This is a genomic window from Zobellia alginiliquefaciens (genome assembly GCF_029323795.1).
GTDB classification, from domain to species: domain Bacteria; phylum Bacteroidota; class Bacteroidia; order Flavobacteriales; family Flavobacteriaceae; genus Zobellia; species Zobellia alginiliquefaciens.
Window position 1 is genome coordinate 3,735,024 of sequence record NZ_CP119758.1, and the last position, 23,810, is coordinate 3,758,833.

14 protein-coding genes are annotated in these 23,810 nt (G+C 40.6%); 2 read left to right on the forward strand and 12 right to left on the reverse strand.

Features of this window, described 5'->3' with window-relative positions; all coding sequences use genetic code 11:
• Window positions 1–307: 307 nt before the first annotated feature.
• Both P0077_RS15535 and P0077_RS15540 read left to right on the forward strand, forming a co-directional pair.
• Window positions 308–1,600 (forward strand): Glu/Leu/Phe/Val family dehydrogenase, encoded by a 1,293-nt coding sequence (locus tag P0077_RS15535; RefSeq protein WP_276166126.1) that lies wholly within the window; start codon window positions 308–310, stop codon window positions 1,598–1,600.
• Between the two features lie 11 nt (window positions 1,601–1,611).
• A complete protein-coding gene (locus P0077_RS15540) occupies window positions 1,612–2,028 on the forward strand; it encodes a GreA/GreB family elongation factor (RefSeq protein WP_276166127.1) in 417 nt (138 codons plus the stop codon).
• Window positions 2,029–2,118: 90 nt separating this feature from the next.
• Here P0077_RS15540 and P0077_RS15545 read toward each other — a convergent pair whose 3' ends face one another.
• From P0077_RS15545 to P0077_RS15600, 12 genes are all read right to left on the reverse strand, one after another.
• Window positions 2,119–3,186, reverse strand: coding sequence for a lactonase family protein (locus tag P0077_RS15545; protein WP_276166128.1), 1,068 nt, complete (start codon window positions 3,184–3,186; stop codon window positions 2,119–2,121).
• A gap of 102 nt (window positions 3,187–3,288) precedes the next feature.
• A complete protein-coding gene (locus P0077_RS15550; protein WP_276166129.1) occupies window positions 3,289–5,229 on the reverse strand; it encodes an early set domain-containing protein in 1,941 nt (646 codons plus the stop codon).
• 30 nt (window positions 5,230–5,259) lie between these two features.
• Complete coding sequence (locus P0077_RS15555) at window positions 5,260–6,747, reverse strand: sulfatase family protein (protein ID WP_276166130.1); 1,488 nt, start codon at window positions 6,745–6,747, stop codon at window positions 5,260–5,262.
• Between the two features lie 29 nt (window positions 6,748–6,776).
• Window positions 6,777–8,228: a sulfatase family protein gene (locus P0077_RS15560; RefSeq protein WP_276166131.1), complete on the reverse strand. Its 1,452-nt coding sequence runs from the start codon at window positions 8,226–8,228 to the stop codon at window positions 6,777–6,779.
• Between the two features lie 176 nt (window positions 8,229–8,404).
• Complete coding sequence (locus P0077_RS15565) at window positions 8,405–9,706, reverse strand: glycoside hydrolase family 117 protein (RefSeq protein ID WP_276166132.1); 1,302 nt, start codon at window positions 9,704–9,706, stop codon at window positions 8,405–8,407.
• A gap of 49 nt (window positions 9,707–9,755) precedes the next feature.
• Window positions 9,756–10,907: a glycoside hydrolase family protein gene (locus tag P0077_RS15570; protein WP_276166133.1), complete on the reverse strand. Its 1,152-nt coding sequence runs from the start codon at window positions 10,905–10,907 to the stop codon at window positions 9,756–9,758.
• Between the two features lie 4 nt (window positions 10,908–10,911).
• Complete coding sequence (locus tag P0077_RS15575) at window positions 10,912–13,962, reverse strand: glycoside hydrolase family 2 TIM barrel-domain containing protein (protein ID WP_276166134.1); 3,051 nt, start codon at window positions 13,960–13,962, stop codon at window positions 10,912–10,914.
• Window positions 13,963–13,976: 14 nt separating this feature from the next.
• Entirely contained in the window at window positions 13,977–15,416 is a 1,440-nt protein-coding gene (locus P0077_RS15580) for a sulfatase family protein (RefSeq protein WP_276166135.1), read from the reverse strand.
• Between the two features lie 23 nt (window positions 15,417–15,439).
• Entirely contained in the window at window positions 15,440–17,731 is a 2,292-nt protein-coding gene (locus tag P0077_RS15585) for a glycoside hydrolase family 2 protein (RefSeq protein ID WP_276166136.1), read from the reverse strand.
• Window positions 17,732–17,740: 9 nt separating this feature from the next.
• Window positions 17,741–19,693 carry a glycoside hydrolase family 97 protein gene (locus P0077_RS15590; RefSeq protein WP_276166137.1) on the reverse strand — a complete coding sequence of 651 codons (1,953 nt, stop codon included), beginning with the start codon at window positions 19,691–19,693 and terminating at the stop codon, window positions 17,741–17,743.
• Window positions 19,694–19,708: 15 nt separating this feature from the next.
• Window positions 19,709–22,000 carry an FAD-dependent oxidoreductase gene (locus P0077_RS15595; protein WP_276166138.1) on the reverse strand — a complete coding sequence of 764 codons (2,292 nt, stop codon included), beginning with the start codon at window positions 21,998–22,000 and terminating at the stop codon, window positions 19,709–19,711.
• 46 nt (window positions 22,001–22,046) lie between these two features.
• Complete coding sequence (locus P0077_RS15600) at window positions 22,047–23,636, reverse strand: sodium:solute symporter family protein (protein WP_276166139.1); 1,590 nt, start codon at window positions 23,634–23,636, stop codon at window positions 22,047–22,049.
• Window positions 23,637–23,810 lie beyond the last annotated feature (174 nt).

Sequence of the window (23,810 nt, forward strand, 5' to 3'; positions counted from 1 at the left end):
TATCTACCCGATTGTCCGCACCTGAGTTTTTTGTTGAATTCTCAGGAATATCGGGTAGATTTTAATTTATAGTTTCTAACAAATCATAAAATGAATGGGTACAAAAGAAGTATTTGCAGTACCTGTAGGTACGTTACGCATTGTGTGATTACAACCAACAAAAACACTATTAACTCCTGTAGTGAATACGTTCATCTATTTGAAGATGAACCAATGATAAACGCAATTTTGGTACAAAAGAAACAAGTACCAAAACGCGTAATTCAAAAACGAAGACCTAAAAAGGTCTTATTTTAAGTGTAAATCTATGATTGTAAAAACTCCTGAGCAGAAAACGGCTGTAAAGCAAGGCATGCTCTCCAACGTCATGCGACAATTTGATAATGCCGCGGACATCATTGGTTTAAACTCTAATATCAGAAAGATATTAGAAGTCACCAATAATGAATTGGTCGTTCATTTTCCTGTGAGGATGGATGATGGCAAAGTTGAAATATTTACGGGCTATAGAGTACAGCATAACAATTCTTTGGGCCCCTATAAAGGTGGTTTGCGTTATCACCCAACGGTAGATATAGATGCGGCTAGGGCTTTGGCCATGTGGATGACTTGGAAAACTTCTTTGGCAGGTTTGCCTTATGGCGGTGCTAAAGGAGGTATTCAGTTAGACCCAACAAAATATTCAAACGAGGAATTGCAGCGTATTACCAGAAGGTTTACCTATGCATTGGGCGACAATATTGGTCCTGAGTTGGATATTCCCGCTCCGGATGTAAATACCAACCCGCAGACTATGGCTTGGATTTTGGATACGTATATGTCTACAAAATCTCCGGCAGAAAGGTCAACTAACATGCATGTGGTAACCGGAAAACCTATTGGCGCCGGTGGCTCACAAGGTCGTGATAGGGCAACGGGCTACGGTGTTTTTCTGAATATTAAATTTTGGGCAGAACACAAGAATATAGAGTTAAAGGATAAACGCTTTATTGTCCAAGGTTTTGGTAATGTGGGCTTTTGGGCAGCTTACTTTCTTGAGAAAGAAGGGGCCTCAATGGTTGCCGTTCAAGATGCTTACGGTAGTATCATAAATGAAGAAGGTATTTCCGTAGATGATCTATTGGCGTATACTAAGGCTAATAAAGGCAGTATCATGGGCTTTTCCGGAGCGGAAACCTTAGAGAATGCGGATTTTTTCGGTTTGGATTGTGATATATGTATTCCTGCAGCCTTGGGTAACGTAATTACTGCGACTAATGCTTCAAAAATAAAAGCATATTTAATTGCAGAAGGTGCAAATGGACCAACAGATGTTGAAGCGGAAGAAATTTTGTTAAAACGAGGCGTTACCATCTTACCGGATATTCTTTGCAATTCCGGAGGGGTAATAGGAAGTTATTTTGAATGGCTTCAGAACCGTAACGGTGAGATTTGGCAGTTAAATGAAGTTTTGGAAAAACTGGAAAAAAAGCTTAGGGAATCGTTCACTAAGGTAGTGGAAACTTCGGTTAAAAGAGAGATTGATATGAGAACCGCCGCGTTTATCATTGCAATTGAAAGACTTGAAGAAACGTATGTACAAAGAGGAATTTTTCCATAAATACTAGTAAAATGAAATACGGTGGCTTGGTTATAGAAAAGAAAGAATATGTGTTGTTGAAGAGATTCATGAACCTTTCAGGCTATTATAAGGATAAAACTTTACGTAAATCAGTAGAGAAATTGGTGGGTGAGTTGGAATCGGCTCAAATACACGATGAGGCGGATATGCCCGAAGATGTAATCCGGTTCAATTCTACTATTACTATTACCTCCGAAAATGGGTGGACAAAGAAGTTTAAACTGGTACTTCCCACGGAAAGCGATGTATACAATAGTAAAATATCCATCTTAACTCCAATGGGAGCTGCTGTAATTGGTTATGCTCAAGGCGATTCTTTAATATGGGATTTCCCTGCGGGAGAGCAACGTATGCGCATAGAACTTGTAGAACAAGAACATAAGTATATAGATATAGATAGTATCTAATTTTAGAAGATAGCTAATCGGAGCTCTCTTATTGGCACTGTAAATTCATGGCAATTTTTTTACTCTTTTGAAGTCCAATAGGGGAGCAAGCTATCTAAATTTTAAACACACAGGCTGAGGCAATTTTGCTTCATGACCCGTAAAGGACAATAGTCCAGAGCTTGCATCTCTTTTAAATACAGTTATATTTCCCGTTTTTCTGTTCGCTACGAGCAGAAAATTATTATCCGGTGATAGTGAGAAGTTTCTAGGCCAATCACCCTGAACGGACTCGGTCCCCAGTAAATTCAACTGTCCTGTATCGGATACGGAAAAGGTTGCTATACTGTTATGGCCTCTATTACTTGCATATAGAAATTTACCATCATTGCTCAAGTGAATATCGGCACAGGCGTTATCTCCATCGTAATCTTCCGGTAAAGTACTTTTCTTATCAATTCTGGTAAAAGTTCCCGTTTCGGTATCCACATTGGCAGAAACTACGGAACTTCCTAATTCATTAATTATGTACACCCTGTTTTTTGTTGGATGAAAAATAAGATGACGTGGACCATCCCCAGGATCCAATTGTAAGGCTATATGCACCTTTCCTAGCTTATCATCACTATCAATGGGGTAGGCGAGTATTTTATCGATTCCTAAATCTACGGCATATAAAAAGTCACCTGCTTTACTGAATTTTACACAGTGCGCATGCGCCGATTTCTGATTTTTATGAGGTCCTGTGCCAACATGTTGTTTGGCATCTGGTTGGTCTATGATATTTCCTTTTTCATCAACAGGGTACATAACAATACCTCCTGAACCATAATTGGCAGCGGCAAGAAGATCTTCCTTAGGACTTAACTCAATGTAACAAGCACCATCGCCTTCACTGGAAAAATTTGAGGTTTTGGTTAATTGAGTTCCGTCTTCGTTCCACTCAAATGCCGATACACTTCCCGGTTTTGTTCCGTTGGAAGAATATACGCGCTTGCCATCTTTGGAGAGGTATAAATACCCAGAATTGTCTTCTTTCACCAAATGCTCTGAATTTGATAACTCTCCGGTCTCAGCATTAAAGTCTAATTGATATATACCTTGTTCGTCACCGCTTGCATGCGTCCCGACGAGTAGTTTTAAATTTGAATTTTCAATCTCTTGTTCAGCATTGTCCATAACCGTTTTTTTAGGCTCGTTTTTACATGAAAGTAACGTTGTTACGAGAATAAAAAATACTAGATAATTTGAAAAATGTTTCATGTTAAAAATGACGTTAAATTAGTGCTGTACGTTCAGGGTCAAAGATTGTTCAAATCCTAAGAACCCGTAAGATAGTTCTAAAATATTTACATCTGTATTTTTGGGAATTTTAAACTTGGTAGTAAAGATTCCAGTGTTTATACCTGTTTCGGTAAGCGCTATTTTTTCAGTTTGTTCCCCTGTTTTTAATAGAACCCAGCCTTTATCTTTAGTGTTTCTGTCCACATTAAGAGCTGCTTTTAACAGGATATTCACCGTCTGACCGGGTTTTACCTCGCTAATTTCTGTTGTACTTTCAGAATCAAGAATTTTTAGACTATGACTGCCCAAAGTAGAAAAGGTTAGCGTAGCTTGCCATCCACGGTTGGAGATGCCCCAACCTTCTGTTGCGTAGGCATTTTTACCAAAAACCCGACCTTCATTTTTACCTTCAATCGCTTCCACGGTTTCGGCTATAGGAAATTGACTATCCAATGGAGAACCATCTAAAGTTCCTCTTACTTTGCCCAATTCCCCATACCCATGCGGATGGGATTGTGGCCATCCTTTTTCAACCCCTGGCCAATAACCACCAATTTTCACTCGGTCATCACTTTTGTTGCTCAGGTGGGTGCCAACAGGGTTTACACCAAAAACAAAATCAGTTTGTGCCCATCCTAATGCTCGTAGCTCAGGGTCTTCCAATAGGTAGGCTATAGCGAACATAGATCCGCCAAGAGCAGGTGCACCTCCCAATTCTTTGGTTTTTGGGTGAGCCCATTCGGTTTCGCTATGCATGCGATATTTCCAGAAATTATTGGTTTTTTGTTTCATGTGAAGTGCCCAGGCTTCCAGTTTTTCTTTGGTCTCTTTTGGTGCTTTTTCAGGCGCCAATAATAAAAAGAAAGATAATGCTTGTGGGGTAATATGTTCTGCATTTCTAATCCACCACATATGTCTGGGATTTTCAAAATCCCAATTCTTTATAATATCCGATGCACCGGCTTGTGCCCATTTTAGAAATTTTTCCGGTGAACCATCTTTTTCATGTCTTTCACATTCATACATTAAAAGATTACGAAAAACCGATTGCCCGTAGGCATTGCCCATTTCATTGAATTCCTGAAAACCTTGGTCTACCCATTTGGTACTATACGTCCAAAACCGGACCACCTTATGCCGGTCATAGGCTTCCCAGTTGTCCAAGCAGGCTTTTCGATATTTTTGATAGGTTTCTTCGTCTAGATGCGGTTTTAGAAAAGTATGGTATGCAGCGCAAACTGCAGCCAGTTGATCTAAAGTATTCCAATAATCATAGGTCATTCTGGGTTGTCCTTGGTAGCCTAAAGTACCATGGCGTTTTTTTACGGGACCGTTATAATCTACATACTTGTACGCAAATTCGGCATGCCAAAGAATCAGTTCAATGAGGTCGGCTACTTTTTTATCGCCCAATTCAGATTTCCAGTTGTCAAAAAGCGCAGGGTTACTGGCATATTGTAGAATTTCAAAAATAGTTTCTAATCCGTAAGCACCACCATCACGCGTAGGTCCTCCACCGTAGACCGCAGCCATATCATAGGTGTTTAAATCTGAAAATCCTCTGGCATCTACAAAAAAGTCATAGGCTAATTTTGAGGATGTTGTTTCCAGAAGGTGATCGGCTACTAAAAATGGAACCGAACTGCCATGGCCATCAACCGTAATTATAAATTCATCGGTAATTCCGTCCGGATTAAAATCTGAAAACCAACCTTCGTTGTTCAGTATTTCTCCTTCAAAAACAACTTTTGAAGTGCCGGTGTTTGTAATTTTAAAAGAAGTACCATCTTCGGCCCCATAGCAAACAAAGCGTTTTGATTCGTTTAGGTTATAGCCTAATTGATTGACATAGGGTTCAAACTTTCTGGTTTCATTTGTTTCCTGGGCATTGCAATACATAGAAGCCAATATTAAGGCTGCCAATACTATTTTTTTCATTCTATCTTCAGTTTGTATAACGGAGTTATTTTATTGGGTAACCGCATATTGAGTACGCAGCTCGTTAAGTTCTTTTTTCATTTCAGCAACCTTTTTTTCGGTGGCCGAAGTACCATACATATTGTTCATTTCCGAAGGGTCATTTTTTAAGTCATAAAACTCCCACTCTTCCCCGTTAGGAACATCCTCGCCATAAAACCGAATGAGTTTGTAGCGTTTATTTGCAACCCCTTCATGACGACGTACCGCATGTGCTCCAGGGTATTCATAGTAATGGTAGTACATAGATTTTCGCCAGTTTTTAGGGGCTTTTCCCTTTAGAAGCGGTACTACACTTTTACCTTGCATATCATTTGGAATAGGGGCATCGGCAAGATCAAGAAAGGTTTCTGCAAAATCTATATTCTGAACCAATTCGGTATTGACGCTTCCCGGTTTAACGGTACCGGGCCATTTTACGATAAGGGGTGTACGGAAAGATTCTTCATACATAAAACGTTTATCGAACCAGCCGTGTTCACCCATATAAAAACCCTGATCAGAAGAATAGATTACGATGGTATTTTCATCAAGCCCTTGCGCTTTCAACGAAGCCATTATTTCGCCCACACTTTCGTCTACGGACCAAATGCAACGTAAATAGTCTTTAATGTAGGTTTGATATTTCCATTTAACAAGGTCTTTGCCTTTAAGGTTATCCGCTTTGAACTTTTCAAAACGCTGTTTGTACCTTGGGTCGTTCGCGTAGCGGTCACCTTCGGCTTTTAAATCAATATGGGTATTCATGCTTGTGGCAATATCCATTTCTTGTTTATGGGCCGCTGTAGTACGTGTAGCATAATCATCAAAAAAGTTGTCCGGCTCGGGAATTTCTACGTCTTCATATTTGTTCATATAGCGCTCCGCAGGGTCCCAATTACGATGTGGTGCTTTATGGTGTACCATCATCATAAACGGTTTGTCCTGATCACGCTCGTTTTCAAGCCAGTTAAGGGCTCGGTCTGTAATAACATCCGTTACATATTCACCTTTGTAATTGGTATTACCTTCTTCGGTGATAAAATCGGGATTGTAGTATTTTCCTTGTCCCGGTAACACCTCCCAATAATCAAAACCTTGCATTTTACCTGGCAGGTGTATCTTTCCGATCATAGCCGTTTGATAACCGTTCTGACGAAGGATTTTCTGAAACTGTTGTTGATCGTGGTCAAAAATGGTTTTCTTGGTGTTGTCCAGTTTTTTATGGAGGTGGCTCATTTTTCCCGTCAATAAAGTGGCTCTACTAGGGGCACATATAGAATTTTCAACATAAGCTTTATCAAATCGCATTCCCTGGGCAGCCAATTTATCAATGTTTGGGGTAGGGTTTAAAGTTTGAAGTTTACCGCCATACGCACCAATAGTTTGATAGGAATGGTCATCGGAAAAAATCCAAACAATATTAGGTTTCTTTTCTTGTGCGATTGAGAGTAGTGGAAGTAGTGAAGCCACTAAAAAGAAGAATTTGTTGAGTTTCATATGGAGTTGTTTTGAGTTCAAGTGATTTGTTATAGTTTCCCGATTTCTCGGTTCTCGGTACCTTTTTCGATACCAACGTTAAGGTCGCCAAGTTCTTTTCTAGCTTTATTGACCTCAAGCATCAGTTCTTTTACTTTTTCTGGGTAATAAGCAATTACGTTGAACCTTTCGCCTGGGTCACGCATCATGTCGTAAAGTTCAGGTTCCTCAACAACCGTTTTTATGCGTCTACCACCATTACCGTTATTACCGGGTTCTGTGTTATAGCTGGCGTAAGTATGGGGCAATACCAGTTTCCAATTGCCTTTTCGTACTCCGTTTAGGTTGTTCTTCCCGTGATAATATAATATGGTGTTACGGGGCGTTTCGGAAAATTTTCCTTTCCAGAGAGATGAAATATCTACGCCATCTATTTTATGGTTGGATAATTTTCCGTTTGTAATGGCCGCGAACGTAGGAAGTAAATCTACGGCACAGGCCAATTTGTGCGTAACCGTTCCTTCTGGAGTATTGCCTGGCCACCGAATGATAAAGGGCACACGTTGTCCGCCTTCCCAACTGGTGGTTTTCCCCTCGCGTAAACCACCGGAAGACCCAGCATGATTTCCGAAATTTAGCCAAGGCCCATTATCCGTGGTAAAAATAAAGATGGTATTATCGGCAATTCCGTTTGTTTTAAGGGCCTTATCGATTTCACCAACGGACCAATCAATTTCCATCATCGCATCGCCGTAAAGTCCTTGCTCGCTTTTTCCCCTAAACTTATCCGAAACGCCCAGCGGTATATGGGCCATGGTGTGCGGTACATATAGAAAAAAGGGCTCGTCTGCATTTCGATTTATAAAGTCGACAGCTTTTTCAGTGTAGATCGTAGTTAGTTGGTCTTGATCCTGTAAATTCTTGATGTAGGATGTAGCTTTGTTTCCTTCAATTAAAGGTAGGTCCGGAAAGTTAGCTCTGTTCATCTTATCGGAAAGATTTTCACCGGTAACATTATCTTGTGGCCACATGTCATTAGAGTAGGGCAGGCCAACAAATTCGTCAAACCCATGTTGTAGAGGTAAGAATGCTTTTTGCCAGCCCAAATGCCATTTCCCAAAACATGCCGTTTTATAGTCTTGCTTTTTGAACATTTCTGCAATGGTAAGTTCGTCTTTGTTCAGTCCAATGTCATGTTTTGGGAAAAGTGCACCTGAAAACCCTATTCTATTGGGGTAACAACCGGTTAAAAGACCTGCTCGCGATGCGCTGCAAACCGGTTGCGCGGCATAATAATTGGTAAATCGTGTGCCTTTAGCGGCCAGATGGTCAATATTTGGGGTTTCAAAACCCGTGGCACCATACACACCAACATCCCCATAGCCTTCGTCATCAATAAAAACGAGAACTACGTTAGGTGGGCGATTATTTTGATTTTGTCCAAAGCAGGGATTGATAGGGAGTAGGGCGATTAAAACGAGAAAAATAGACGAGTATTTCATGTAAGCGGTGGTTTGGTTGTCATTGAACTATAAAAGGACTTTTTTGAACGAGCAAGAGGATAGATAGCTCCTTGATCCTCAAAAAAGTCCTTTGCTAAATGTAAGGTATTTATTAAGCTTTTACCACTGTTTAACAACCTACTCACGGACTGTTATAATTTCAAAGGGAAACTGTTTTATCGTCCTTCGGGATTTCTATTTTCATTAGGTTTTTGTGCAAAATAAACTTCAGGGTCATGATACACTCCTGTTTTTTTATAAGAGGGAATATCAACATCTAAACTCAGGTCACAATCAAAACGCGCCATAATGGAATATGCTTTTTTAGAGCTCCTGCCCGCATTTGTGAAATGACTAAGTCCCCAAGTAACTCCTCTTCCGTTACCCGAATCGGTAAAAGCATCCGCAGCAAAAGGAGCTGCTGCCGTAGGTGCTAGGGACACAACCGAAGCAATTTCAAAATTGACACCATCTTTGGCATATTGCATGGTGTATCTTTCATTACCATCTTTTATGGCCAATGTGGCTACACCTTCCTTAAACGGGAAATAAGTGGTCTCGTGTCCGGAAGTCATAACTGGGTTTAAAGGGTGTTTTTCAAATGGACCAAGGGGATCTTCGGCAATGGCAAGACCATGACCTACGGCATACTTATCACGAATGTCCGGCCACTTATTATAGGCGGCTTTGTAATACAGGTGAATTTTTCCCTTGTAAACTATGGGCTGTGGATCGTGTGTGGCATCCTGATCCCATTCCCCTTTCTTTCCAAAAGGAATTACAGAATCTCCTCCATGTGTCCATGGACCGGCAGGTGAATCGGCATACGATACGGAAACCGGGCACCAGTCACCTCTCAATCCACTTGGCTCGTTAAAGGCTTGGTAGTAGAGGTAGTATTTTCCTTTCCAAATTAAAATATCGGGAGTAGCAACCGAGCGCCAACCAGGATTTGGTTTTTCAGGTCTTTTAATAGCGATACCTTCTTCTTTCCATGAGTTTCCGTCTTCACTCGTAGCATACCAAATATCGCAAAGGTCCCAATCCGTAGAGGGAATTTCATCTGTAGCCTCTTTAGCACGGTTCCAACCAATAGGTGGCACTTTGGTGTCCCTTTTGGTGTAGTACATGTAGTATTTGCCATCTACCAAAATGGGTCTTGAAGGGTCACGACGCGATACGGTTCCATCACCGCCATTGTAGTCAAAACCTTTTAAACGTGTGTATTTAAATTGAGAAAAAAGTTCGTTGTCCTGTACTCTTGGAGCTGGATAATCAAACATACGTTCGGCTGCAGCACTCAATGGCATATCGGGTTTTTCCGCAGGTAGTTTATGTGGAAATACTTGATGTTCCGTTGAAGCGGTTTCTTCGGAAGCGGCAGGAGCTTTTTCTGATTTAGAATCTGAACAGGCAATGAAAGAACCCGCCAGTAAAAAACTCAAAAAATAGTGTTTGTACAGAGGTTTGAGCTGCATAATATGTGGTTTAGAGTTTGAAATGAGTTTTTAGTTTGTAAGTGTTTAGTTATTTGTTTTTTTCGATTTTTAAAGGAATCTGAATATTGAACGATTCTCGAACCCCATTAGCATCAAGAGTATCGGCAGCGCATAGCAGTGCAACCGGTTCTCCATTTTCTCTGAAAACTTGCGGCCGTTCTAGATGGGTAAATTGTTGTTCGCGGCCATTTTTCCAGGTTACAATGCGCTTAGAGATTTCAAAGTTCTTGGCCTTTTCCCACTTAATACCATCTTCAGAATCATAATGTACCAAAGAGAATTCACGTTTTTTGCCTTCATGTTTTATACGTTTTACAATCGCTCTAAATTTACCGTCTTGGTACCAGATATAAGGGTCTTCCGCAGGGAAACGTTCACCTTCGAATGTAAAGACAGGATCAGGATATTTTTTGAAGGGACCTGTGGGCGAATCCGCAATAGCTACCATATGTACTACAGGACCACCGCCTGGCAATGGGTCTGTTTTGCCAACAGCCTTATATACCATTAATATTTTTCCATTTGGCATTTGACAAACGGATGGGTTTGAAGTCATTAGAGCGTCATAAGAATCATCATTAGGGGAAACATCTAAAACGGGCTTGTCAAAACGTTTCCAAGGTCCGTTGGGGGAGTCGGCAACGGCAACACCAATACGTTGATTGTTACGGTGTACCCAGTTAATCTTGGGTTTACCGGGGGTACTTACAATCTTTTTGTCTCCGGTATTACCCATATAATACAAGTAGTATTTTCCGTTAAACTTATGCACAGTTGGGTTATGGGTGGTAGAACCGTCCCAAAATTCAGCACCGCGGTCGGGTAATGTCACATCTTTATGCTCAAAAGGTCCGAAAGGCGATTCTGAAACCGCATGGGCCACTTCTGAATAATTTACCCATTCCCAACCTATATTCTTAAGCCATCGGGAATAGAACATATGGTATAGTCCGTCTTCTCCTTTGACCAACGACCCGCCCCAGATGCTCAAACTATCATTTCTGAAAACGGATTTTGGAGAAACTTCACCGAATTCTATTTTATAATCGGGAACCGCTTCGTTCGCAGCAATATTTGAGTTTGCCAAGGTTTCAGCTTCCGAGTTTGATTTCTTTTCCGATTTGCACGAAAAGAGAAGTGAAACTGTGGCAAAGGCAAGAATTACATTTAATTTTTTCATATTTCTATTTGTCAAAATTTATCAATGAATAAACGTGTGTTGGTTTAGACCAATCGCTCTTTCCATTTTTTGTTTTTTTCATAATGCTGATAAAATGCGGAGCGTCCCCTTCATAGGCAATAACGGTCATACCTCTGGTTATAGTGGTGCTTTTATACTGAAAGTAAGTTTCTCTTAACCCATATTTCACGGTATATTCCACATCGTTAGATTCTCCGGAATAGCCCACAATAAGTTTGTCACCAACAACAAATGCATCCCAGATAACTGGTGGTAATACTTTACCATTAGGTTTGGCCATCCGCGTTTCGGAAGGCTTGCTTTCACCTTTTTCATTCGTGGCGATAACTTTAAAGGAGTATTCTTTTCCGTTCTCTAAATTGTTCAGTTCTATGAAATTGGTCATCGTCTCTTTTGATTTTACAATTTCCCCTTTATTATCTTGATGCGTAACATGGTAGGTATTTACATTAAAAACAGGATTAAAATGAATTCTAACGGAAGCATCACCATTTTCTATTGTTGAAATTGAGGGTCGTTCAGGAACGGTTAGGGCAATACGTTTTTTCTTTCGGGGATAACCGTTGGGGGAAAGAACGCGAACATCTAAACTGGTGACATCAGTGAGATACGGTTTCCAATTCATACTGATTTTACTTGCAGTATCTCCTGGTTGTAACGTGGGAAGTTCTACGGCATTCTTAGCTAAGGTGTCTCCTTTGGTATTATGAAGCGACCAGACTAAACTGTGGTTTCTTAAGGTATAACTTGGGTAATTTCCCGAGTTCTTGGTCGTAATCGTAATTTGTGCGTGGCCTTTTTTAACATCCAAGTCCAATACTTCTAACTGCTCAACAGGACTATGCTCATTTTCTATTCTGTTATATAACTTCCGCTTTTGGCGCCAAGCATTTACAAGTCCCCATACCCGATTTTCCTCAGGTGATGTTGCTGCGTAACCACTTCGGTAGTCATTGAATGTCCACAACGAAGCTCCAATTACAAAAGGTTTTTTGTTTTGTAAACTTGAGTTCCATTCTGATATTTCAGGAATATCACCGTCCAAGGAGGTGGTAGCCATTGGTTTTATACCATATTCAGAAATAAAAATAGGTTTATCGGGCCATTTGGAACGTAGGGTTTTAAACACTTCTTCCGGTTTACCTTGAAACGGATACAGGTTGTGCATAATCATATCTACCAGCGAATTCGGGTCGTTCTCGGGAGTTGCCGTATCACGCCATCCACTGTTACTTACACAGGTTACTAAGCGGTAGGGGTCAAGCTCGTTCTTAACATAATCAATGGTCAGTTTAGCGTAATCGTAGTGATCTTTTAGCTCGTTGCCAACACTCCAGCCAATAATACTAGGATGGTTTACATCGCGGTCTATCATCTCTTTTAGCCATTGTTTTGCCAACGGATAATCTGGAGCCGTAAACTCAGGATTGGTAAGTTCTCTTACATTGACTTCCTCAAAAATTAGAATCCCTTTTTCATCACAGCGCTCAATCAACTTTTTATTCTGTGTGCCATGCATGATGCGCATAAAATTGGCACCGGCATTTTTCATTAGGTCTACATCTTTATTGATTAAATATTGCGGTTCTGAGGAACCCCAATATCTATGGTCGCTTACACGGTTAAAACCTGCTAAGCGTACAGGTTCGCCGTTTAAAATTAATTGGGAATCGGTCAATTCTACTTTTCTGATACCAAAACGGTCTCTTTGAGTATGAACTACTTTGTCGTCTTCAGTTGCCGTTGTGGTTATATGGTATAAATGAGGCGCATCAAAATGCCATAATTTAACTGCACTTGCCGGCAACGTACTTGCTAACTGAACTTCTTTTGTGCTATTTGCCGGTATAGTTATCGTGTGTTGTAAATCAGTTGTTTGTGGAGCTTCGTCAATGTGGGAAGCAAGCAAAACCATACGCTTTTTTGCGGATGAATTTTTGACCCGAATTTTAATTTTCAGGTTTGCAGAGCCTTTTTTTAGGTCGGGTTCGGCATGTATGTACTGATAACTGATGCGCACATCATTGTTTTTTACCAAATGCACATCACGAATGATTCCGCCCCAATTCCATGTAGCACCTACCAATGCACTATTATCAACCTCCACGGCCACTACATTGGGACCGTTAAAATTGAGTTCGTCGGTCACGTCAAATTCAAACGGAGTAAAACCGCCTTGATGACTACCTATCAACTCTCCGTTCAAGAATATTTTTGCCAGGTGATATACGGCATCAAACTTGATCCGAATACGTTCTTCTGAGCTCTTTTTCCAGTTTGGAGGGAGGTTAAAGGTTTTGCGGTACCAACCTATTCCCGTGTAATTGGAATATTCGTTTAGCATTCCCCAATGTCCCGGTACACTTAGGTTTTTCCAATTGGAATCGTCAAAATCAGATTTAAAGATGGTTGCTTTTTCTTCTTTGGAAGTTTCCATTTTTTCGGTGGAAACCGGGCGGAACATAACGGCATCTGCAACCACGGTATTTGCCGTTATTGCGGTCACTTCAATATAATTGGTATCGGTTTTATCAAAAGTGAATACACCTAAACTTAACCATTGGTCACATCGGTTTCGTTGGTTAAAATAAGAAGAGGTAAGACCACCAGCATGATTTACGTTTACTTGGGCAGTAAGGTGCGAAGCGAAAGGAAACCATACAAAGGCCTCGTAAAACCCAGATTGGGGTAAATCTGGACTGTACCTCACATAATTGTTCTCAGACTCATCTTTTCCAAAACTACGCTGTAGGTAGTTTTTGCCATAGAAAGTAGAACCTCGGTCGCCTTGTGTCTTCAATATCCATTCTCCTTTTACCTTTACATGTTCTTTACTGGAATTCTCAATTACAATATCTTCAGGAGTTTCGGAAACAGTAATGTAATTGGAACCTTCGCCGTAAATAGTATGGAATTTCCAATCACCGCTTAACAAAAGTTCTTCTTCTCCAGCGGCAACATATTCTGCCTTTTGAGCATGACAAAACCAGAGACTTAAAATGAAAATGCTGGTTAGGAGAGGTTTGAGCTGCATTTAGTCAAAATATTTTAATAGTTTTTCTTAACGAAAGGATGTTTTACTTTTTCTTTTGGTTTTCTAAAAACCCACGGTTTCCATGCTTCGTAGCGTTCTTTCCATTCCTCTAAAGTTCGGGTGGGGTATTTTGATGAAAGTCCACCTTTTCTAAATTCTTGGGAAACACCTTTGTCATTAATAGACCTCCTCCAAACATAAAGTTCTTCCAACATTTCATCCTTAAGGTCTCCATAGTCAGGGGCAGAAGCAAGATTGTTCAGCTCATAAGGGTCAGCTACAATATCATAAAGCTCAAACTCTGGTTTGGTAGGGGCAAAGAATTTGGCCTGATCTTCGTTAAGTTTTCCTTCCAAATTCATAACATTCATTTCTGCCAGCATAGGATACATATCTTCCTTGTAACCACTGTATTGCAAATAGGCTCGTTCAGGCATTAGGTTATGAATCAATTTGTATTTATTTGAACGGATAGCCCGCATAGCATCATGTGTTCCTCCCATACGACCGCGTGCCGCGAAAATGTACTTCCTGTTTTTGGATTCCTCTTTAAATAGATTCTTTCCTTGTAATGGATGCTCAGGTTTTGCGCCGGCTACATCTAAGATGGTAGCAGTAATATCAATGGTTTGAACCATATCTTTGTTCACTTGGTTAGGAGCTACGTGCCCGGGCCATTTTATAATAAGAGGAACCTGTAAACCTGGGTCGTACAAAAATTGCTTGCCACGAAAATGGCATCTACCGTTGTCTCCAATTAAGAAAATCAAAGTGTTATCCGTCAAACCTTCTTTATCAAGTCGGTGTAGAATGTCGCCAATTTCTCTGTCGCAAACTTGCATTTGTTCAAGGCCATTCGCCCAATCGCGTCGAGCAAAAGGCGTATCAACATAATAGGGGGGAAGCTCTATTTTTGATGGGTCTATGGGGTTTTTAGGGTCACGGTTCCAAGCTCTATGTGTTCCTCCCAAGGTAATCTGAGCGAAAAAAGGTTGCCCTTTTTTACGCTCCTTCCAATCCTTACCCATAAAACCTAAGTCGCCGCTAAAATTGGCATCGGTTTTATTATAGATTGAAAGAGATGTAAAATAACCCGCTTCTTTGAGAAGTAAAGGCATAGGTTTAATGTCAAAAGGCAATGGTTTTTTTTCTTCTTTTGCCGTTCTGTGTTGTTCTGCCCCAATATAATTTTGATGATACCCCGTAAGCATTGCAGAACGGGAGGTTGAACAAACGGGAGAAGTACAGAAAGCATTGGTATAGCGCACACCTTCAGAGGCCAATTTATCGGTAACCGGGGTTTCAATTCCTTTAGTTCCGTAACAGCTTAAATCTGGACTCCAATCTTCTAGCATTATCCAAACAATATTGGGGCGTTCGGAAGAATCGCTTTGCGATATCGCTGTAAAAGGCAGAAGTATAAGCGCCAGATGTAGAATTTTAATCAGTTTCATATGGGATGATGCTATATTAATATTTACTTTTTAAGTTCTTTTATGGGAGACCAATCCGTTATATCGGATTTTATTTTCACAAAGAAAGGTTCGTTGTGTGGCCATTCAATTTTAACAGCTCCTTTTAGGTTTGTGGTCTTCTTTTTATTGAGGTTTTGTTTGTTGTTTCCGTATTTAACTGTAAAAATGGAGTCTTTTTCGCTCACGGTATAGCCTATGCCTATACCATTATCTGTCTTGCCCAAAAATTCTATAACGGGAGAATTGGAGCTTTCAACAAACGGTTTCTCCCATTCTTTTGAAGAGGAGGTTTTAACTTCAATTTGCATGGGCGACCATAGGGAAACATCTATTCGAGTTGCACTTTGCTCATTTTTGAAACTGAATTCGAGGGAGTCGTCCCCAGGTTTTACGATCGGGAGATCAATTCGTTCTTTACCGATTGATTTGTCTCGGTCGTTAAAAAGCTCGTATACCAGCGTATACCCCTCCATAATATAAGCGGGAATATCTTGTTTGTTTCTAGGGCGCAAAGTGATTGTTATTCCATTTTTGTCCATGGTAGCACCTAAACTTTGAACGGGTGCATAAATATCCTGAATTTGCTTGTATGCCTTTTTCTTATTGCGCCAAACATCAACCACACCCCAAGCTCTATTTTCTGATGGTGGAGTTGCCTTGTAATCGCTGCGATAATCATTATACGTCCACAAAGACGAACCTACCACGTAAGGTAATGTTCTAATTTTGCCCAGTTCGCTTATAAGTCGGTCCGTGAATTTAGCATCGGGAGTGAGTCCTATTTGGTTATCACCTATTTCGGAAATGAAAATAGGTTTTCCAGGAAATTTTTCATGAGCTCTACCCACTTTTTCATAGGTTTCCCCATAGGAGTTCATGCATAATAAATCTAGTTTTTCGTAAGGTTCGTTCCCTGGCTTGGCTAAGGGTAAATGGGATGTAAAACTGACCACCGTTTTTAGTCTTGTGGAATCTAAACTGGCCACATGGTCGATCATATCGTTTACATATTCATATTGCCCCGGTGTCATGGTCATTTCTTGCCAATCACCATCAGGGTCGCCTATTTCGTTGCCCACACTCCAACCCACAACACTTGCGTGGTTGAAATCGCGAGCAATCATTTCATCTAGCCATTTTTTCGTTCTTGGATTATCTGGAATTGCGTTTGGAGCACCACGACCCCAAATCGGAATTTCTTCAATAAGCATGTACCCAATACTATCACAGAATTTTAAGAGGTTTTCAGCAGAAGGTGCATGCATAATTCTTGAGAAGTTACCGCCCAGTTTTTTGATATCTAAAATGTCGTTTTTTATCAACTCATCGGGTTCTGTGTTCCCGTACAGACGATGGTCATGCACTCGGTTGAAACCGTTTAATCGTACAGGTTCGTTGTTAAGATAAAGTTGTTCGCCAATGGCTTCCATTTTGCGAATACCGAACTTATCTTTTACCCTATCAATTTCTTGGTTACCTGCTGAAACATTACTTTTCAGTTCATAAAGGTTTGGACGGTCAAAATGCCATAGTTCAACCTCTTTCAACTCATTTGAGAATTTTAATGTCTTTTCAACGGTCTTATTTGCGGGCACCTGTATTTTAAGTGTTTTATTATGCCACTGCTGCCCATTAGGGTTGTTGATTTTGGTATTTATTTCAAGGTTTTGCACCTCATTGGAATTGTTCTCGATTTTATACGAAATGGCAAAGTCAACTTCGTTAGAAGTAAAATCCGGCACAGCGGTAATGTGTTGCCATACAAAACGTACATTATTGTTTGCGAGTAGCGAAACATCTCTGCTGATACCGCCCCATGCCCACCAAGCGCCTCTTTTAAACGTATTATCGGCCATGACCAAAAGAGAGTTGGGTTTATCGGTCCGTACTTGGTCTGTTATATTGAATTCAAAAGGGGTATAGCCTCCTTCGTGCTCACCTAATAATTTGCCGTTCAACCATACTTTGGATGTTTCGTAAACAGCATCGAATTTTAATCGGATTTGTTTGTCGTTCCAGTTCTCGGGAAGGGTAAAATCTCTTTGGTAATAGCCTTTACCCTTAAAGTGGGCATATTCATTTTCAACATCCCAATTACCAGGAACGGTAAGGGTGTCCCATTGTGCATAATCTGCATTTAGTAGGTCTTGATCACTCTCATCGCTGGAGGCAAAAAAGTGCCAGTTCCCATTCAGGGATAGAATTTCGTTTTCAGAAGACGTTTCCGAATTTTTCTCTGTACAGGCGCTTAGAAAGGCAATGGTAAAAAGTGCAATGGAAGCAAAATTTCTCATGGGTACTTTTTATTTTTTGATAAATTTTATGACGGCACCACCATGTTCCGCTAGGTGAACCGTAAGTGTTTTTTCCTTGGAGACCGTTTCCGATGATTTTTTAAAAGGAACGGCCGTGTTCCATTGGCGCAGGTTAGCTTCGTTATTGAGTCCTTCTAAATTGATGCGTTTGGCTTTGGTGTCATCCGTAAATATTTCAGCAGTATACTCACCATCGCCTAAAAAGCTACAGTCAATTTGTAGTTCTTGGGCCGGGCCACTACGTAGAACGCCCAAATACCAATTGTTGTCCGTACGTCTGGCTATGGCCGCTAATTCACCAATTTTACTTTGGGGAAAGACAAAGGTCTCATCCCAGACCGAAGGTACGGTCTTAATAAAATCCAACGCGGGTTGAATGCTCTTGGTTTTAAGTAGAAACTGAGTATTTTCCGCAATACAGTTAAAAGGGGAGTAGAAAGTAACCAATGTGGCCAATTGATGAGCCCATGTGGTTTCCCCCGGTTCAGTAAACCCTAATGGCGTGTAATCTCCGTGTCCGGTTACGTATCTTGTAAACGGCAATGCCGCATTGTGGGAAGCCGTTAAGGGACCTTCTTTCATATGGTTGACCTCCAAACCTCGTATACCTTCACGTGTAACTTCGTTCGGGTAGGTTCTGTATTCGCCGGAACTTTGTTGGCAGCCGTGAAAATTGACCATCAATTGTCTTTCTGCCGCTTTTCTCAATAAGGCTTCATCAAACGATATGATACTTTTACTCTGGCCGTTCATAAAATCCACTTTTACTCCAACGGCACCAGTTTGCTTCACGCTATCTAAAAAATGGCCCATTAAGGCATAATCGTTTTCTGGGAAGTTAATTTCCTTGGAGTGTTTCCATACAAAAATACCAACACCTTTTTCCTCCGCATAGTCACAAAGTTTGGTAACCGACTCCCATTTGTTTGCCCATCTTTCCCAGCCTTCATCTACCATGGAATAGGCAAAATTTAAAGCTTGGGCATCATCTACCATATCATGTTCTTCGTTATAATCTACATATTTCCCTGACCACCAGTGCCAAACGGATTTTCCGGGAATTATCCAATCTGTATTTTTAAAAATTTCAGGATCAGGAGCAGGGTTTAACGATGCCACCATGGTGTTGTTCGCTAAATCATTAAGGTTATCTGCCAAAAGAATACAGCGCCATGGAGTGGTAACCTTTCCGTTGATAGCAAAACCATTATCGCCTTCCTCAAAATTAGCTTTGAACGTGTTGTTGCCAATGGCTTCTAGTCGCATACCGCTGTAGTTATAGAGAGCAGCTTCTGCTAGCAAGGCATAACCACCTTGTGGAAGCTCACAAGTTAGTGTTAACCCTTGTATCGGCCCCATTTTAGAAACGGTAGGCATTTCGGAAATATCGGCGGAGAGCCATTCGCCGGCGTGCGATTTTAATTTCCAGTCGCTATCGCGTTCAAAGTACCAGACTTTGGTTTCGCTGGGCAATTTAAAACTACTTTCTTCACCCTTTACATTTTGAGTACCATTACCAGATACAATATACCGGTAGGCTACACCTTCATTAGAAAGCTGAAATTCTAAATTCCATTGGCTTCCATCTGCTTCTGAAATTATGTACGTGTATTGATTTCCTGTATAGGAAGCTTCGCTCTTAATTCCGTTTAACGGATATTCTGTTTTTATTTCTTTTTGTTCTTCAAGTATTATTTCTGCATTTTTCCCCAGTTGCCTCTCATCAATAAAAATACCTAATAGGGAAGTATCAAGAACAATCTTTTGGTCTTTATGAATCTGAAAAGCAAGTTGTCCGTTGGTTGCCGTAAATAAGGAAACGGTTGTATTGCCCCTTGTCATTGAGGTAGCCGTTTCTTTCTGAGAATTACTATTTCTACAGGCCGAAATCAACATAAAGAGACCAATGACAAGGCTAAACTGGTATTTTACTTTTTTCATACTACTGATTTTTTTTTATGCGAAAACCGATATTTTAAAAACCGAAACAGGTATTTGTTCTTCATTTTGAATAAATTCGAAAAGAAGTTTTTCCGTGGAAATGGATTCTTCCAATTCAACAGTGTTTATGGCTTGGTAATTTCCTGTCACTTCCTTAAGAATAGAACCTGAAGCATCTTTTATCCGGTAATCGGATACTACAAAAGGAATGACCTCCTCGGGGTGGCCCATCAATGTAGTTTCTAAGGCATGGTCATAATCGCAGTCAAAAAAGAGCTTAATGGTTTTAATATCTACTTTTTCATTCCAGTGCAGCGCAAGGCTAGGAGATTTGTCCTCTATATTCGCTACCCAAGCATTAGTGTTTCCGTTCGAAGTAGGACGTACTTCGCTATTTTTTAGATTATCGGTCTGAAAAACTGATAGTGATTTTGATAGTTTAAGAGCTATGTTTTTTCCTTCAGGGCGACGTTGAGGCGTCCAAAATTCAAAACTATCTACATTAATTTCAGCAGGTGGGTCTTGTCTCCCGTAGTTAGAAACAGCTTTGTTTATTTTGTTCTCTACAGTCATTAAACCGGTAACACGATCATCTGAAAGACGAACTTTAATATTTTCATTTTTCATAAGACAGAAAAATGAATAATGGTCTTGACTTTGCGTTTTAGTAGTTGAAAAAGTGACGGTCTGCTTCCCTTTTTTAAGCTCAACTTCTTGTTTGTCGATAACAATATCAGGAGTGAAATGCGTACATGCCGAACTGCTTTTAAGTTGTAGTTCCAAAACGGTATCCTCTACAGCCTCAACTTCAATTTCAAGGGTTATATTTTCGTTGGCTTTTAAAGGTAGCATCTGTGCAAGACCAAAGGTTAAGGTCTGCCAATCATCCGCGGCAGCGAAACCATTGAATTCCAAAGTGGAACTAGCATGGATAGTTGCGTTAGTTGTTAAGTCCGCAGTATCTTCCAACGAAAGTCTAGGAATACTCTGCCCATCTCTATTCAGTGCCAATTGCAATTTTTCTATTTTATCTTTAGATGCAATATCTCTGGGAAGTAATCCTTCTTCTTTACATAGAACCGCTGCTTTGCCTACCGCCTGCCCACCATGGGCACACGTAAGCATAACACGAGAGGAACCAAAGGCAACATGACTGGCACTGATGATTCTACCCGCTAAAAAAAGATTATCTATGTTCTTGGAATAATAGCAACGATATGGGATAGAGTATACTCCCTTGCCGTGCCATTGCGTGCACGAGTTATGTTCACTGTAGATGCCATCTGCAGGGTGAAGGTCCATTGCCCAACCGCCAAATGAAATCGCATCGTAATAATCGCGTTGTTCTACAATATCTTTTTGGGTCAGCATAAAATCGCCCTCAAACCGACGACTTTCTCGCTTTCCGGGAATCGTACCTACCCATTCTAGCGTAAGGTTATTCGCTTCCGGATATTTTCCGCTGTTCTTTACGTAATCCCAAATGCCATAAACAACTTTCCAAAGCTCAAATTTAATGTCTTCGGACTGATGAACGGTGTCAAGGCGACCGCCATGCTCAACCCACCATAATTTACAACCATGGTCTCCGAGTTGATAATTTTTTATTCGAGGAAGGTTTTCTGCATTTTTTATAGCAAAAGAAGGTGCTGTATATGAAACAGGCTTGCCTACATCTTTGGTGTAAAAATAAAGAGAATGCCCTAAAAGGTTCCCATAATCTTTAATATTAGGGGCAAAACCTTCATCAAACTCTCCTTTGGTCTCAGCACCCATTCTAAAAGAGGCGCCCGCCATAAAAGCAACAATACCATCACCGGAGGCATCACAAAATAAAGGCGATGAGGCGATATACGTAGTAGAGTTCTGACTACAAAAAGCGGTCACATTTTTCACTTTTTCATCACAGCCTTTTTCAACCTCATACACCGCTGTGTTCAACAGTAAGGTGATGTTTTTTTCTTCATAGACTTTCTCAAGCAAAACCGTATCAAAAATTAACGGGTTTCCTTCTTTGTTACGTTTTAGGTTTTCTAATAGGATCTCATTGATTAATCCACCTTCACGGCTCCAACGGTTGTTGTTCCCCATGTGGGAGGTGGCACCCAAGCTCCATAAACGAACCTCGGAAGACGCATTGCCGCCAAGCACGGGTCGGTCTTGTATAAGGACAACTTTTAGGTTTGAGCGGGCTGCCGTAATTGCAGCGCAAACACCTGATAGACCACCACCTACAACCACCAAGTCTGCTTCTAGGGGTATGGTCTTTGTTTTTCTGGTTTGGGAACTATATGCTTCTGAAATCATAAAATGCGATTTGTACTTTAGTAATTAGATTTGGATTTTATATGCCTTAATTGGATTGCGCCATTTGATCAGGGTGTTTTTTAGTGGCTTTAAAAATGATATAACTACCTAAAAGCATTACTAAAAATCCCATGCTACCCACTAATATGGCACCAGTTTCGGCTATGAACGACAGTATTAAAATCATTAGGCCGGTGAGCGCTACGCCTATACCTATGACCCGAGTACCTTTTTTGTTTCCAGAAGCAGCATCATCTTCCGCTTCCGATGTTTTTTGAGCAACTTTAAGTTGGTAATTGTCATATTCTACCGTTGTGGTATTTTGTGTACGGGCATATATTTCAAATGCCGCTAGTAGAACGATGGGAATACCCATTCCAAATCCCATTTCCTGAGCCCTGTCAAATGAAAAATTTAGAAGGGTAGGGGCCAAGAATTTGAAAAAAGCATTAATTGTTAAGGTGATAACCGTAACAATCAGAGCGCTTTTACCTGTTTGATGTCTACTGAATAAAGCCCACATAGGAGGTAGGAACATAGCACCGCCAGTTATGGCCGCTAGACTCATAACTACTTCTACAATACCGCCCATATAAGGAACCAATAATGCTATGATAATGGTAAGAACGCCAAGAAATATGGTGGCCAATCTACCTACTTTTACAAGTCTATCTCCGTCTGCATTAGGTCTAAAGTGCTTATAAACGTCATTTGCCAAAACTCCTGCAGAAATGTTCAGGGTGGTATTTACCGAGCTGGAAGTAGCGAAAATCATTCCGCCCAACATTAGGCCCAACATTCCTACCGGCAACACTTCTTTGCACATTAGGAGATAGGCGCCTTCATCTGCCAAGCCGCCCAATTCCGGATTAAGAACTCTATAGATCATTGGCGGCAACATCCAAACTAAAGGACTTACCAAATAGAGTCCGCCAAAGAGCCAACCTACTTTTTTTGCATCTTTGGGCGTGGCTACACTAGTATAACGTTGTACATAGGCCCAGTTTCCTGCAATGAAGAAAAGGTTGTACAATCCAAAGGCAATCATAAAGCCCCAAGTGTATTCTTCGTTCACCAAAGCAAAAAAGTTTTCGGGAGCTTGTGTAATGAAATTGTTCATCCCCCCAATTTTATCTAGCGAAAGGGGAACCACTATTAAAACAGCTGCAGTTAGTACAACGAACTGAAGTACATCTGTAACAATTACTGCCCAAAGTCCGCCAACAGCGGTGTATATTAATATTAAAATACCTAAGACGATAATGCTCGTGCTTATAGGGAAACCCGTTGATACTTCCACAATTTTAGCGACTGGGTACAAAAAGGCACCCGTGGTAAAGATGGATATTAATAGAAATAGGTAAGTGTATATTTTTTGAGTGCTGTAACCTAAACGATCCGTAATGAATTCTGCTGCGGTCAAAGCTTTTGTTTTTTGCCATTTAGGTGCAATGAAAAAACCGATTAGAACACCGGCTATGCACATGGTCGTTTGTATGGTAATGGCGACCCAACCACTTGAATATGCAATGGAGCCCCATACCACAAATGTTCCTGCGGAAAAGAAACTCATAAACAGGGAGAGACCACTCATCCACCAAGGTAGGGCACCACCTGCGGCAAAAAATGATTTCATGTTTTTACCCGACTTTGAGAAGCTTAATCCACATACAAAGACAAGTAAAGTGAAAATCAGTATAACTGTAATATCTATTGGGCCCATTCTTAATGCTGGATTTACTGTTTATAAGTTTGCTAGTTAAGAAATAGGAGGTAAACTTGTACCTCCTATTTCATTAAAACTAACAAA

Bases quoted from the DNA above. Each gene is read 5' to 3' on its own strand.
- P0077_RS15535 (WP_276166126.1), top strand. From the start codon at position 308: ATGATTGTAAAAACTCCTGAGCAGAAAACGGCTGTAAAGCAAGGCATG.
- P0077_RS15540 (WP_276166127.1), top strand. From the start codon at position 1,612: ATGAAATACGGTGGCTTGGTTATAGAAAAGAAAGAATATGTGTTGTTG.
- P0077_RS15545 (WP_276166128.1), bottom strand. From the start codon at position 3,186: ATGGACAATGCTGAACAAGAGATTGAAAATTCAAATTTAAAACTACTC.
- P0077_RS15550 (WP_276166129.1), bottom strand. From the start codon at position 5,229: ATGAAAAAAATAGTATTGGCAGCCTTAATATTGGCTTCTATGTATTGC.
- P0077_RS15555 (WP_276166130.1), bottom strand. From the start codon at position 6,747: ATGAAACTCAACAAATTCTTCTTTTTAGTGGCTTCACTACTTCCACTA.
- P0077_RS15560 (WP_276166131.1), bottom strand. From the start codon at position 8,228: ATGAAATACTCGTCTATTTTTCTCGTTTTAATCGCCCTACTCCCTATC.
- P0077_RS15565 (WP_276166132.1), bottom strand. From the start codon at position 9,706: ATGCAGCTCAAACCTCTGTACAAACACTATTTTTTGAGTTTTTTACTG.
- P0077_RS15570 (WP_276166133.1), bottom strand. From the start codon at position 10,907: ATGAAAAAATTAAATGTAATTCTTGCCTTTGCCACAGTTTCACTTCTC.
- P0077_RS15575 (WP_276166134.1), bottom strand. From the start codon at position 13,962: ATGCAGCTCAAACCTCTCCTAACCAGCATTTTCATTTTAAGTCTCTGG.
- P0077_RS15580 (WP_276166135.1), bottom strand. From the start codon at position 15,416: ATGAAACTGATTAAAATTCTACATCTGGCGCTTATACTTCTGCCTTTT.
- P0077_RS15585 (WP_276166136.1), bottom strand. From the start codon at position 17,731: ATGAGAAATTTTGCTTCCATTGCACTTTTTACCATTGCCTTTCTAAGC.
- P0077_RS15590 (WP_276166137.1), bottom strand. From the start codon at position 19,693: ATGAAAAAAGTAAAATACCAGTTTAGCCTTGTCATTGGTCTCTTTATG.
- P0077_RS15595 (WP_276166138.1), bottom strand. From the start codon at position 22,000: ATGATTTCAGAAGCATATAGTTCCCAAACCAGAAAAACAAAGACCATA.
- P0077_RS15600 (WP_276166139.1), bottom strand. From the start codon at position 23,636: ATGAAATCATTTTTTGCCGCAGGTGGTGCCCTACCTTGGTGGATGAGT.